Source organism: Glaciimonas sp. GNP009, assembly GCF_054343755.1.
In genome coordinates, this window is record NZ_JBTGUV010000004.1 from 3,051,084 (window position 1) to 3,064,846 (window position 13,763).

Annotated in this window: 11 protein-coding genes; 4 read left to right on the plus strand and 7 right to left on the minus strand. The window is 50.0% G+C overall.

The annotated features are described in order from the left end of the window. Positions 1 to 88: 88 nt before the first annotated feature. The 3 genes from ACXX82_RS14335 to ACXX82_RS14345 form a co-directional block, all read right to left on the minus strand. Complete coding sequence (locus ACXX82_RS14335) at positions 89 to 2,239, minus strand: transglutaminase TgpA family protein (protein ID WP_458563135.1); 2,151 nt, start codon at positions 2,237 to 2,239, stop codon at positions 89 to 91. Then, positions 2,236 to 3,228: a DUF58 domain-containing protein gene (locus ACXX82_RS14340; RefSeq protein ID WP_458563136.1), complete on the minus strand. Its 993-nt coding sequence runs from the start codon at positions 3,226 to 3,228 to the stop codon at positions 2,236 to 2,238. The genes ACXX82_RS14335 and ACXX82_RS14340 overlap by 4 nt, the downstream gene beginning before the upstream one ends. A gap of 79 nt (positions 3,229 to 3,307) precedes the next feature. Further along, positions 3,308 to 4,234 (minus strand): AAA family ATPase, encoded by a 927-nt coding sequence (locus tag ACXX82_RS14345; RefSeq protein ID WP_322235867.1) that lies wholly within the window; start codon positions 4,232 to 4,234, stop codon positions 3,308 to 3,310. A 259-nt stretch (positions 4,235 to 4,493) separates the two neighbouring features. On the opposite strand from ACXX82_RS14345, the gene ACXX82_RS14350 reads away from it, so the two are divergent. The 3 genes from ACXX82_RS14350 to ACXX82_RS14360 all read left to right on the plus strand — a co-directional run bounded on the left by ACXX82_RS14350 (position 4,494) and on the right by ACXX82_RS14360 (position 8,200). After that, positions 4,494 to 5,447: a histone deacetylase family protein gene (locus tag ACXX82_RS14350; RefSeq protein ID WP_322235869.1), complete on the plus strand. Its 954-nt coding sequence runs from the start codon at positions 4,494 to 4,496 to the stop codon at positions 5,445 to 5,447. A gap of 93 nt (positions 5,448 to 5,540) precedes the next feature. Beyond that, positions 5,541 to 6,506: a ribosome biogenesis GTPase YlqF gene (ylqF, locus tag ACXX82_RS14355; protein WP_322235871.1), complete on the plus strand. Its 966-nt coding sequence runs from the start codon at positions 5,541 to 5,543 to the stop codon at positions 6,504 to 6,506. 386 nt (positions 6,507 to 6,892) lie between these two features. Beyond that, on the plus strand, positions 6,893 to 8,200 hold the full coding sequence (locus ACXX82_RS14360; protein WP_458563137.1) for an MFS transporter: 1,308 nt from the start codon (positions 6,893 to 6,895) through the stop codon (positions 8,198 to 8,200). 58 nt (positions 8,201 to 8,258) lie between these two features. On the opposite strand, the gene ACXX82_RS14365 is transcribed toward ACXX82_RS14360, so the two are convergent. Continuing rightward, positions 8,259 to 9,002, minus strand: coding sequence for a TetR/AcrR family transcriptional regulator (locus ACXX82_RS14365; RefSeq protein ID WP_322235874.1), 744 nt, complete (start codon positions 9,000 to 9,002; stop codon positions 8,259 to 8,261). Between the two features lie 100 nt (positions 9,003 to 9,102). Between ACXX82_RS14365 and ACXX82_RS14370 the strand changes: the two genes are divergently transcribed. Beyond that, positions 9,103 to 10,671 carry a 4-hydroxyphenylacetate 3-hydroxylase family protein gene (locus ACXX82_RS14370; protein ID WP_458563138.1) on the plus strand — a complete coding sequence of 523 codons (1,569 nt, stop codon included), beginning with the start codon at positions 9,103 to 9,105 and terminating at the stop codon, positions 10,669 to 10,671. A gap of 203 nt (positions 10,672 to 10,874) precedes the next feature. On the opposite strand, the gene ACXX82_RS14375 is transcribed toward ACXX82_RS14370, so the two are convergent. The 3 genes from ACXX82_RS14375 to ACXX82_RS14385 all read right to left on the minus strand — a co-directional run bounded on the left by ACXX82_RS14375 (position 10,875) and on the right by ACXX82_RS14385 (position 13,569). Continuing rightward, positions 10,875 to 11,675: a MetQ/NlpA family ABC transporter substrate-binding protein gene (locus ACXX82_RS14375; protein WP_322235878.1), complete on the minus strand. Its 801-nt coding sequence runs from the start codon at positions 11,673 to 11,675 to the stop codon at positions 10,875 to 10,877. 201 nt (positions 11,676 to 11,876) lie between these two features. Then, complete coding sequence (locus ACXX82_RS14380; protein WP_322235880.1) at positions 11,877 to 12,530, minus strand: methionine ABC transporter permease; 654 nt, start codon at positions 12,528 to 12,530, stop codon at positions 11,877 to 11,879. Further along, positions 12,520 to 13,569 carry a methionine ABC transporter ATP-binding protein gene (locus ACXX82_RS14385; RefSeq protein WP_458563139.1) on the minus strand — a complete coding sequence of 350 codons (1,050 nt, stop codon included), beginning with the start codon at positions 13,567 to 13,569 and terminating at the stop codon, positions 12,520 to 12,522. Before ACXX82_RS14385 ends, ACXX82_RS14380 begins: the two co-directional genes overlap by 11 nt. Positions 13,570 to 13,763: the final 194 nt, after the last annotated feature.

Genomic DNA, 13,763 nt, shown 5'->3' on the forward strand with positions numbered 1-13,763 from the left:
GCTGCGTAAAGTCGAGACCGTTGCAGTAATTTTGGCAAGGAACATGGCAGTAAAAGAGCGGGTAACGTGGCGCGAATGAGAGGTTTCATCAAGATTTTGAAAGAAAAGGTTTAAGTTTTTTAAATTGTATTTTTAATGATGCCAGCGAGACCTGGTCAACACCACTGTTGGTGCTATAGCGCAATGTTTCATAAGCAGTAAGAAAGAGTGCCACCGCCTTTTTTGCCTGTGGCGTCAGTGGTGATGCATCCTTACACAGGCGATCACGATACGCGCCTGGACCTTCGTAAACTTGTCTGGTCATGTCTATGCCATATCGCGCCATTCGACTGCAGAAGCCTGAGTATACCTTATCAATTGGATCAATCTTGTTTCGGACCCACAGTAAGGGCAATGCAACAACTGCCATGGCGAGTGAACCAAGGCCGATCATTAATCCAACCAACATACGCCAGTCAAGTTGTTGAATACCAAAATATTGCAGCAGATTTTTTTGCCTGTCCGGTGTGTAATTCAGCACCCATTGATTCCAGTTATTGCTGAGTGCCTCCCAATTTTCCCGGACAATATGCAGCTTATTCCACCAACTGTTGGGCGAAGTCCCGATATTAATCAAGCCGCCTAAAAAACTCCGTGACATGACTTGGTTCAGAGGTTTTTGAATGCGTTCGGGTGCAACCGCGGCGGTGGGGTCAACCCGTGTCCAGCCGCTCTCCTTCAACCACACTTCGGCCCATGCGTGTGCGTCCGATTGTCGCACTGTCATAAAATCATCTACGGGGTTAAATTCACCACCTTGATAACCAGTAACCACGCGTGCAGGGATGTTTGCAGCACGCATCAAGACCACGAAGGCGCTTGAGTAGTGTTCGCAAAAACCAGCGCGGGTGGAAAATAGAAATTCATCTACGCTATCTTGACCGAGAAGGGGTGGTTCCAGCGTGTAGTTAAAATTTTCATTGTGAAAAAAATCAAGCGCCGCATGGACCACCTCGGCATCATTAGCCGCTTTGGATCGCAGGGTCTCGGCAAAAGCGAGGGTACGTGGATTGAAACCTTCTGGCAAACTACGGGCTTCACGCAGAACCGCTGCTACATCGGTGTCAGCTGCTGGCAGAGCACCTTGGTTATGAATAACAGATATCACGTCGTAACGTGTCCGTTCGGTAATCGGCCGATCCGATAGGATTTCACGGTCAGCGTTGATGAAGATGTGAGCGGCGGGATTAGCTTCTAATGTAGGCGGTATTTCCGGGGTTTCCAAGGCGAATAGCCAGCGTTGATTACTCGCTTCCATAGTGACCTGCTGACGCACGATCTCGGTACTTGTCTTATTCGCTGTGAGGGCATTCGGTTGTGGCAATGGGAGCGTTGATGCCGACCTCCGCGTCCAGGTGCGTCCATCGAATTTGCTCAACACTGCGCCACGCCAATAGCGTTGAGCAGGTGCGGGTGCGGGATCAATAAATTTGATACGAAACGCAATATCATCGGACATCGCCAGTTGTGAAATCGTGCCCGGTGCCATGCTGTCAGACATCCCGGTGTGCCCGCCAGATGCATCTCCGGGCATACTCCATAGTGGCCCTTGAATGCGCGGAAATAACAAGAACAGCACCAGCGTGAGCGGCACTGCAAGCATCAGAATAAACCCGCCCATACGCAGGCGCTGTCTCAGATGCGGTATTGCACCTGTAAATTGAAAAGATAATTGTGCCGTTAATAGCACGACCAGCGTGGCAATCACCAAGAACGCGGTAAATATGGATTGAGAATAGAAAAAGGTCGTGAGGACGAGAAAGAAGCTCAGAAAAAGCACTACAAAAACGTCACGGCGAGCGCGCATTTCTAATAATTTGAACGTCAGTAATAGCACCAACATGCTGACCCCGGCATCGCGCCCAAACATCGTGTGCTCGTTCAGATATACGCCCAGCATCGTCAACGATGCCAATGGCAATAACAGACCTAGCGGCGGCAGGCGATTGCCTCTCCAGGTTATCGTGCCACGCCACATCAACACTAGCGTGCATGTTAGTGACGTCCAAACAGGTAGATGGGCAATATGCGGTAACAACACCATTGCGCAGGCAAGCAGCAATAGTAATGTGTCGCTTTTGTCGCGGGCTAAAGCGTTGAAATGATTGCTGAGCCAAAAAGCGCCAGCTTTAGTATTTGTTGACGTTGGCAAAGATGTTGAGCCAGATTCTGAATTGTTTTGCTCAATGACGTCACTCATGCGTGGCCCTTGAACAGCGCAAGCGCTTGCAAACATGCTTGCTGATGGCTCGCACCGATAGCCGCAGAATAGGTGATATCGCCAATGCGAAACGCGTACGGCAAACCTAGCATCTCGGCCTCTAATATCCAGCGCGTCATCCGAGATAATTTTGCCTCCACATCCATCGTATAGGGCAGTGCTGCATAATCGATGGTCAAATCGCTGGCAGCGCCATCGTCGAAGTATTTGGTAATTAAATGTGCGTCGTCACCAGAGCTGAGCTTAGCAATTTGTCGCCATGCCAGATGCTTGAGTGAGTCGCCCGGTTGATAGGCGCGCACGCCAGCAAAGTCCTCGTGACCAGCGTGTGCGTTGCCGGTGCTACTTTCGCGTGCGGTTACTGGTAGCGGCGGTGCCGATGCTGCGTCCTCCGGTTGCGGATAGACCAAAACGGTTCCATCTGGCTGCCAATAACACCAGGCTCGCAAAAATCCTAGAGGAAAGCGTGTTTGCAGGCGCACCCGCGGCGCTGCCAAGAGGCCCCGCCTTGGCGTAGCTGTCGTCAGTATCACGCCATAAGCGGTCGATGCGGCGACATCAACGGGCTGCTCCAACTCCGGCAAGTCTTTACCGATAAAACCCAGCCAGATGGCATAACGAGCGTGTTTGCGGCGATTGATCAGGCGTAATGCGAACAGCGCCTCTTGGCCGGAAAATACAGGCGCGTTATGATCTGACGTCAGATATAAAAAAGCCAGATTACGAAAAGTTAGATGCATGTCGATCGTCGCGCAAGCAGCAAGTACAAACGTCAGTGCAAAGCCCAGACTGAGGTTGTAATTAATCGATCCAATGAACAGCAGAACGAGAATGCCAAAAAAGGCACAACCGGCGCGGGTCGGCAATATATAGACGCGTCGCTGGTCGAGAAAAACTTCGCCATCCTCCGCTTGCCCTTCACGCGGCTTGAACGGAAACCGTAACGGAAGCGTAAGATGAAACGGCATCCGGGGTTTCGCCCTGCGCTCTGATTTTCGGGGCGCCCTGGTGGATTGAGTCGTCGGCATAGTCATGAGCCGGTGGCGCTTAAACGGGGACGGATTTTAATAATTGCAAGACCAAATCGCGACTTCCGATAGCCGTTCCACCACCATTGCGTGATTTCAGCGGGCGTAATCGATGCGCGGTTACCGGCACCAATACCGCCTGCACATCCTCGGGAATCACGTGGTTGCGCCCTTCCATGGCGGCCCATGCCTTGGCGGCCTGCACTAACGCAATTGCGGCGCGAGGGCTCATCCCTTCTACAAAAAAAGCTTCCTGGCGCGATGCTTGGGCCAATGCCTGAATATAGTCGATCAATGCTGGAGAAGTATGGATTTCTCGCAAACTTTGTCGGGCCGTAATCAATTCTTCAGGTTCCATCACCTTTTGTAGCGACTTGAGTAATGTGCGACGATCTTCTCCCATCAACAGCGCGCGCTCTGCCACTGCATCCGGATAGCCTAATGAAAGACACATTAAAAAACGATCAAGCTGAGACTCCGGCAGCGCAAATGTACCGACCTGATGAGAGGGATTTTGTGTCGCAATGACAAAAAACGGTTCAGGTAAGTCGCGCGTCCGACCTTCCGCAGTCACTTGCCGCTCCTCCATCGCCTCTAACAATGCTGATTGGGTTTTTGGCGTTGCGCGATTGATTTCATCAGCGAGCAAAACTTGCGTAAAGACTGGACCAGGGTGGAACAGAAAATTATTCTTTTCCCGATCAAACACCGAAATACCCACAATATCGGCAGGCAGCAGGTCGCTGGTAAACTGAAGTCGGTTAAAGCGCAATCCCAGCGAGATCGCCAACGCGTGCGCTAGCGTCGTTTTGCCAACCCCCGGAACATCCTCAATTAAAAGGTGTCCACCAGCCAATAGACAGACTAACGCCTGCCGAATCTGCATCTCCTTACCGACGACAATTTGATTAACTTGTTTAGCGACTGCATGGAGTTTTACGAGCATGAGACCTTCGATGTGGTGCAAAGGGGGTGAAAAAGCGAGGTGACCTGTAATTTAATTAATCTGTTACTCAGATTAGCGCGGTTCGTATATTGATTCGGAATTAAATGGGTTGAGCGCCACAAATCGAGAATAGTCTGATTGCAAATAAAGCAAGTATCTTGTTCTTCAATTCTGCATTTTCTTGGGTACACTGTACGTAAGAGATTATAGATTTAGAAAATAGATTTTAAGCTAGCAATTCGATAACTAGAAAAATAAAATGACAACAGCCTTTTATACGCATCCCGATTGTAAATTGCATGAAATGGGGGAATGGCATCCGGAGTCTCCGCAGCGGTTGCAAGCCATTGAAGATCAGTTGATATCCAGTCGTATTTCACAGTTACTGGATTATCGAGACGTCCCAAATGTCGCCGAGGCCAGTCTGGTAGCGGCTATCGAACGCGTGCATAGTCCTGAAGCAATCGAACTGGTGCGGGCCAATGCATTGGCTTTGGCTAAAAGCGGCGTGGCCCACTATCCGCTTGATGCAGATACTTTTCTTAATAAATATAGCTGGCAAGCGGCCTTGCGCGCTGTGAGCGCAGCGCTGACAGCGACTGATGCCGTCATCGCTGGCGAACTCGATAACGCTTTTTGTTCCGTCCGACCACCGGGTCACCACGCCACCAGCGCGGCTCCGATGGGGTTTTGCATGTTCAATAACGTCGCGATTGCCGCCCGCCATGCGCTCGAAGTGCATGGTTTAGAGCGTGTAGCGATTATTGATTTCGACGTGCATCACGGCAACGGCACTGAACAGGCTTTCCTGGACGACCCACGGGCGCTGATGGTCAGCTTCTTCCAACATCCGTTTTATCCGTTCAGTGGCATCGAAGCGGCACCTGCGCATATCATCAACGTGCCCGTTCCTGCATATTCCGGCGGCGACGTCGTGCGAAAGTTGGTGACCGAGCAATGGTTACCGGCGCTGCACGCGCACCAGCCACAAATGCTGTTTATTTCGGCAGGATTTGACGCCCATCGCGAAGACGATATGGGGCAAATGTCGCTAGTGGAGGCGGATTATGCGTGGATCACTCAGCAAATGACGCAAGTGGCAAAACAGTACGCGCAAGGGCGAATAGTCAGCTGCCTTGAGGGGGGCTATCATTTGTCGGCGTTAGGGCGTAGTGTTGTTGCTCATTTGAAAGTATTGGCTGAGCTAGAATAATCTGCGAAAACCGTTGTTTGTGGCACAAGTTCGTGATGATTCCGCAGGGAAGTCCGTACAATAGCGGTTTATTTTCGTCAGACAAGAAAACGCATGTCCATACAATGGTTCCCCGGCCACATGAACGCTGCCCGCAAAAAGGCGGCGGAAGCCATGGAAAAGGTCGATATGATCATCGAAGTGCTGGATGCCCGCATTCCGCAGGCCAGCTGTAATCCGATGATCGAGCAACTGCGACTGTTTCGTCAGCGTCCTTGCCTCAAAATCCTGAACAAAAGTGATCTTGCGGACCCGGTTGCAACACAGACCTGGATCAATCATTACAACAGCCAAAAAGATGTCAATGCGGTCGCGTTAAGCTGCAAGAAGCCGTCTGATGTGTTGAAAGTGCCCGGTTTGGCGCTGGCGCTGGCGCCACATCGTGGCACGCCGCTCAAACCGTTGCGTATGATGATCATGGGCATTCCTAACGTCGGAAAATCCACGTTAATGAATGCGTTGCTGAAAAAGCGCGTTGCCGCAGTCGGCGATGAACCTGCTGTCACCAAAGTACAGCAGCGTTTGTACCTCAACAAAAACATGGTCCTGATCGATACGCCAGGTATGCTATGGCCCAAGATTGCGTTGCCAAGCGATGGCATGATGTTGGCCGCTAGCCATGCAGTCGGCGTCAATGCACTCATCGAAGAAGAAGTCGCAACCTATCTCGCCGACGTCTTATTGCAGCGCTATCCCGAGTTGGTAGCGGCGCGGTTCGGCATGAAAATCACCGACACCACCGACGGCGTGGATGTAATTGAAGGTGTGGCAATTCGTCGCGGTTATCGTCTCAAAGGCGGTGGCTATGATATTGAAAAAGCCGCAAACACGCTGTTGCAAGATTTTCGTACCGGCGCGCTGGGACGTATCTCGCTGGAAACGCCACTAAGCCGCGCAGACAGCCTCGCACAACATGCGCAAGAGCTTCTGGAAAAGCAACAAGCCAAGGATGACATCATCGCCGCGGCAGAAGCTGAAGAACGCTTTTATAATCCGCCTCGGGATGTACCTGAATCGTAATGGATAGATGCCAAATGATAGGGTTGGTTATTTCTACCGGCCCTGTCTGGTTGTCAAACATGCGGGTGATCGTGAGGGCGCGCTTTGAGGATAATTACGCGCAGTCACGGTAACGGGTCTAGTTTGTGGCAAAGACTTGGCCCGTTACGCGAACCGAAACCATTCTGTTTGCCAGTGGAACACTGCACCATCTCGCTTCGCCAGAGTCGTTACTACTAGTTTGCCAGCGTAATCATCCTCCTCAGTCGCCGGTTCTCCTCTTCACACTCCTCATCCTCTTTATTAGAGACGCCTCAGTGCTATCGAATTTAGATCGTCATTTGTACACGGTTGCGTGTTATCTCGCTTGCGTCGAATATTTAAAGCACAAAAATGCAGGGGCAGTAATGGACGGTGAGCTAAATAAAATGCCGACCTCAAATTGGAGATTGTGGCGTTTTCAATGGAGCTTTTTTCTTTTAACTGTTGGCGCTAGGTGCAATCAACTAGCTATAGCTTGGTGGGCGCTCAAGGAAACCGGTTCTGTCAGTTTTTTTTCGATAATAATAGCCTGCACCATTGGTGCTGAGGTACTAGCTAAACCTTTGTTGGGCTGGACCGGAGATCGTTATCCGAAAATGAAAATAGTCCGTGTTTGCAATGTTTTATCAATGACTGGTGCTGCTGGACTGTTGATACTTTCGTTCCTTGATCATTTTTCAGCAATTCTAGTAACAATGGCGATGATGGTTCTTGGAGTGGCAGTCGGGATTAGAGATCCAATCCAATCAAGTATTATTCCGCAGCTAGCATCTCCCGGCAGGGCTAGCGCGGCTTTCAATCAGAAAGCATTATTGTCATCTATTGCAATGCTTCTGGGGCCGGCTATTGCTGGATTACTTGTATCCACATTTGGGGTAGTACAAGCCTTGAGCATTGATTTGATTATTATCGTTGCTGCCCTAATCATGATATGCAAGTTCAATGTAGATGAGTCAGCAACGACACGCCGAACTATTGCAGACGTGGACAAAGTACCATTCATTACTCCTTGGCATGTACTAATTAGTTCCGGGTTTAAGGTCGTTTTTAAGGTGAAAATGGAGTTCTATCTTGCCTTGCTCGCAATGATGATAAATCTGGTGCTTTTTCCCTTTTTTGCTGTAATAGTTCCATTCTACGTGCAAGAGACTGTTCATCTTCCTGCTTGGTATATAGGATTGCTAGATTGCTCATTTGGGATTGGCATTTTGCTGGCAAGTAGAATAATGGCACGATTGGCCAGGCAACGTCTATTTAGAGACCATCTGATAATGGCAGGGTTCGGACTACTTGGTCTGAATTTATTAGCCGTTGGATTCAGCTTTGCGCCTTTTGTTTTACCAATCTTTTTTATTTTAGGCGGGATGGGATTAATTTTCATTAATGTGAACACATCAATGGTCAGAACCTTAGCAACACCTGCGGAGTTTAGAAATCGAATGGCGGCTACCGTGTCATTTTTCTCATCATTGGCGATCCCAATAGGCAGCCTGATTATGGGCTTTGCGATAAGCAACTATGGAGTAGAAGCAACATCTAAAATTACAGGAATGGCTATATTAGTGCTGATGTTTGGTGTGGCAATCATCCCGAATATTCGCCTATTTATGAGAATGTCAGAAGATGAACTTGATGAGGCTTATAGTCGAATATATCCAGCTGCTTTTCAATGACTTTGCATTTATCGACATACAGAGGCGCGGGACAGCGGATACCGCTTGTAAGTGTTTACTATCCCGCCCGCTTAATCAGCTCTTCAACATACATCGCAAATAATTCGCGCCCATCCTGACCAAACATCCGAATGCGCCCTGTGTGCGTCAACAGCAGCAAGCCGACGCAATGGCCGAACAGGGCGGTGGTTTCTCTGGCGGCTAGTGCATCCGAGCATCCCAATTCTTGAAGACCTGTCGCGACACCGCTTAACGCATCCTGCAGACGTTGATTCAGATGCTCGTTGAGTGCTGGCGTGAGGCCGAGCGGTTTCATTTCCTGGAAAAAATAGAATCCTAAATCGAGTTCTCTTGGATTTTTTAGATAGAAATCGTAAAACGCCATGGCGTCGTGGGATACGCGCCTGGCTGCGGGAAGGTCGTGTTGATGGCCTTCGTGGACCGCTGAATTGAGCTGCTCGAGCGATTGCTTGAGCAGGTCGCCGTATATTTCTTCCTTGTTTTCGTAATGATTATAGATGGCGCTTGCGGTGTAACCTGCCTCGCTGGCAATGGCGCGGACATTTGCTTTCAACAGGCCATCTTTTTCGAATACCCGCCGCGCTGCTTGCAAAATCATCTGACGTTTTAAATCATTCACTGCGCGCAAACGCACCGCGCTGGGTTTGTCCGTTTTTTTTGCTGTGACCACGTCGAAGTCCAATGAAGCATCATTCGCACCGTTGTCAGTGTTCTCACTGTTGTTAATCGGGTTTGAAATCGATGCGACCGGCAATATTTTCATGTTTGTTGGCTTATTCATGAAAGAAGTTTATCACGTGAAAGACCGTTATGTGAATGCTTGACTTTAAAATGAACAGCGTTCATATTAATGATCATTACTCAAAAATGAAAGAAATATCATGTTGATGTCTTCTGCTGAATATCGCGACTCGCTCCGCAGTTACAAGCCAACTGTGTATGTCAATGGCCGGTTGGTTGAGTCTGTTGCCGATGAGGCGGCGTTTCTGCCGGGCATTAACGCGCTCGGAGTGACGTATGACTATGCGTTGGAAGAGAAGTACGCGCCGATTATGTTGGCCAAACAGCACACCTCGGGCAAGCAAGTTAACCGGATGCTACACATCAACACCAGCAGTGGAGATTTGCTCAACAAGCTGGAAGCGGTGCGTCTCTTATGCCAAGAGACCGGCTGCGCGCAACGTTATCTGGCGCATGACGCACTGAACGCGATCTATCAAGTGACGCATCGGATCGATGCCGACAAAGGCACCACTTACGGCCAACATTTCCTCAACTATTTGCATGACGTGCAGGACCGGGATCTGTCGTTGGGCATTGCTATGACGGACGCTAAAGGTGACCGCAGCAAGAAGCCGCATGAGCAAGCTAATCCCGATAGCTACGTGCATATAGTTGAACGCACTGCGAAAGGGATCGTGATTTCCGGTACCAAAGCGATTGTGACTGGCGCGCCTTATATGCACGAATTTCTGGTCATGCCGTGTCGGAATATGACGGAGCAAGATGCTGAGTTCGCTGTATGTTGTGCGGTCCCTTGCGATGCGCCAGGATTGACCATTGTTGCCCGTCCTGCCGGCCGTCCGGGCGAAAAGGCGGCACTGTTTAGCAACAAATTTGGACAATCTACCGGCGTCGTGATTTTCGATAAAGTTTTTGTTCCGTGGGAGCGGGTGTTTTACGCTGGTGAATGGGAACATTCCGGTTATATGACCTATAACTACGCGACGCATCATCGCCATAGTTGCATCGGTGCGCGTGCTGGCTTTGGCGATTTGCTGATCGGCGCTGGTGCGCTGATGTGCGAAGCGAATGGCTTTGATCCGGGTAAAGAAAATCATTTGCGTGAACAAATGGTGGAACTGATCAAGATAACCGAAGGTTTTTACGCCTGTGGCGTAGCGTCGTCGGTCTATGCCAAGATGGATGCGGGATCGCAGAGTTTTGTGCCTGATCCGGTATTTTCCAACATCGGCAAGTTGTTGTTATCGACCCAAATTTACGACATGCATCGCATCGCGCATTACGTTTCTGGCGGGCTGATTGTCGCCTTGCCGGGACCGGATGAAGATCATAATCCAGCGACCGCTGCATCGCTTGCCGAGGTATTGCGCGCCAATCCGGACGTGCCTTACGAAAAGCGGATTCAGACTGCGCGTTTTATCGAGGACCTAACCGCATCCTATCAGGGAGGATGGTATTCGGTCATCAGCTTGCATGGCGGTGGATCGCCCGCAGCGATGAAACAGGAAATTTATCGCAATTATCCCATCGGTAGCAAGGTGGAATTGGTTGAGCGATTGCTGGATCGTGGTTTGGTGGATGAACCGGGACGTGCGATTACCGCAAACAAGCAGCCGGGAAAATGTTGCGATACAGGCTGTACGCCGCCAGGAAAGGCCGTCATGGTGGACATGCCATTGACGACTAAACGATTGGAAAACGAGTGACTTTAGCGGCCTTCTGCGTGGACGGTTTGAGTGAACCGCACATGAAGGATGCGTATGCGCGCTACGCTAAATATTGAAGGGTAGGGTGTGTAGTTGAAATGCCGGTCCAGTATTGCCAACTAATGACAACTCAACCACCGGCGGTCACCCAGCGAAGATGGCGTGAATGCACATCAACTTCGCTGGCGTTAAAAGCGACCTACTTACCAGGACGGAATGACCGAACTTTTGTATTGCTCTAAAACGTATTGTTTCACTTCAGGGCTATGGTAGGCCTTCAGCAACTTGGCGACCCAAGGCTTGTTTTTATCTTCTGTACGTACTGCGATGACGTTGGCATACGGCCCACGGGCGGCTTCGATTGCGATGCCGTCTTTGGTTGGGCTAAGGCCTGCTTTTTCTGCAAAATTGCCGTTAATAGCAGCTGCGTCAAGGTCATCTAACGAACGCGGCAATTGCGCTGCATCGATTTCGACAATCTTCAATTTCTTTGGATTTTCAGCAATATCCAGCGGTGTCGCTTGTAGTCCTGCGCCCGCTTTCAGTTTCAATAATCCTTGCGCTTGCAACAACAGCAATGCGCGGCCACCGTTGGTTGGGTCGTTCGGAATACCAATACGTGCACCGACCTTTAGGTCTTTTGGCGACTTGATTTTTTTCGAGTAAAGACCCATTGGGAACGTAATGGTGTAGCCGACGTTGCTCAATTTGTAACCACGATCCTTGATTTGCGCTTCCAGATACGGTAAATGTTGATAGCTGTTTGCATCAAGATCACCAGCCGCCAATGCAGCATTTGGCTGGATGTAATCGCTGAATTCAACAATTTGAATAGTCAGGCCATCTTTGGCAGCTATTTTTTTGACCACTTCCAGAATTTCTGCGTGCGGACCGCCGGTCGCACCGATCTTGATCGGCTTGTCCTGCGCCAGGACAGGAGTCGATACCAAGCTGGCGATGACGCTCAAGCCAGCAAAAAATTGGACTAATTGACGTCGGTTCATTTCTTTCTATCCTTTTGTAAATGGGCTTGTAGGTATCCGATTTTGTCAGAAACTTTACTTGCATTGGGTATTGATGATTGAATGCGGGTATTGCGTGAAGACAGAGATTTTACCAACGGCTATATCAACGGCTATAGCGATGGCTATAACGATGGCCATTCAGCCTATCCAGACTGCATTATTTAAAAATGATCACCGATACTATTTGTGACTCAAGCGGCGTACAAGAACATCGCCTAAAGTTTGAACCAACTGCACAAACACAATCAAAATCAGTACGACGGCAAGCATGACTTCGGGCAAAAAGCGCTGGTAGCCATACCGAATTCCTAAATCGCCGAGACCGCCGCCGCCAATCGCGCCAGCCATCGCCGAATAGCCAACCAAGCTGACAAACGTAATCGTCAGCCCGGCAATAATACCGGCGAATGCTTCCGGGATCAGCACTTTATAGACGATTTGCCAGGTGGATGCGCCCATCGCCTGTGCCGCTTCAATCAAACCGCGATCCACTTCACGTAGCGCCGTTTCGACCAGTCGGGCGACGAAAGGGGCTGACGCCAGGGTCAGTGGCACAATTGCTGCCGCAGTGCCGATTGATGTGCCAACAAAAAAACGGGTAAAGGGAATGACTGCCACCAGCAAAATGATAAACGGCGTTGAACGGACCGCATTGACGATCAATCCGGCAATACGGTTAAATGCCAGATTCGGCAGCACACCATCGCGACCGGTCAGGTGCAACGCAATCCCTAATGGAATGCCTAGCACCGCGCCCAGAACGCCGGAAATGCCGACCATCATCAAGGTCTCGCCGAACGACGATAGGAATAGACTGAGCATTTCAGATGACATGGTTTAACTCCTCCACGGTAACGCCTTGCGCGCTTAAATAAGTCATGGCGGCAGCGATATTGTCGCCGCTACCATTGGCTAAAATTGCCAGAGAACCAAATGCCTGGCCTTGAATTTCATCAATCTGACCGTGCAATATGCTGAAGTCCAGATTGAATTTGCGCACGACTTCGGACAGCAACGGTTGATCCACGCTATCTCCGGTAAAGGCAAGCCGGAACAGATGGTCAGTGCCGTCAGCCGCATCGCTGCGCGCCAGGCGCGCACGCAAGCGTTGTAGCACGCCAGCGGGCAGATCTTGCGCAATCACGTCACCGATCATGGCGCGGGTCACAGGATGCTTAGGGGAGCGGAAAATATCGATGACTTCGCCATGCTCTATCACTTCACCAGCTTCCATAACGGCCATCCGGTCGCAGATCATCTTGATGACTTCCATCTGATGCGTGATCAGCACAATCGTCAGACCAAGCTCCTGATTGATTTTGCGTAATAATTCCAGAATCGAACGCGTCGTTTCAGGATCAAGTGCAGAAGTCGCCTCATCCGATAACAATACTTTCGGCGCATTTGCAAGCGCGCGCGCAACGCCAACGCGCTGTTTCTGACCGCCGCTAATCTGTGCCGGATAGCGATCTTTTAACGCTGTCAGGCCGACCAGTTCCAGCAATGGTGTCACTTTTTTGCTGATTTCGGCTTTTGACAAACCTGCAAGTTCCAGCGGTAGCGCGATGTTGTCATAGACCGAGCGGGACGATAGCAAATTAAAATGCTGAAATATCATCCCGATTTCACGCCGTGCTGCCCTTAGATCGGTGGCGTTTAACGCAGTTAAATCTCGGCCATCAACAATGATCTTGCCCGAAGTAGGTCGATTGAGAAGATTAAGCGTACGCACAAGCGTACTTTTACCAGCCCCGCTACGACCAATAATCCCAAAAATTTCGCCCTTGTTAATCGTCAGATCAACATTGCGCACTGCATCTACCGGCCCATTACTGCCTTCGAATCGCTGAGTTACTGCTTGTATTTTTATCATTTCGGAATAAAAAAAGGCAGCTGACTGCCCCAACTTCGACAATCCGCCGCCAATATAATTTTTATGTAAGTGCTTATTTTATAAGGATTTTGTCTTCCGGCAAAGTATCTTTTAGGTATTCCCATATTACCCAACCGCATAAGTGTCGGACCTACGCAAAAACGCCCCAGCCGCTTTGTGCTTTCCTTGCCGCC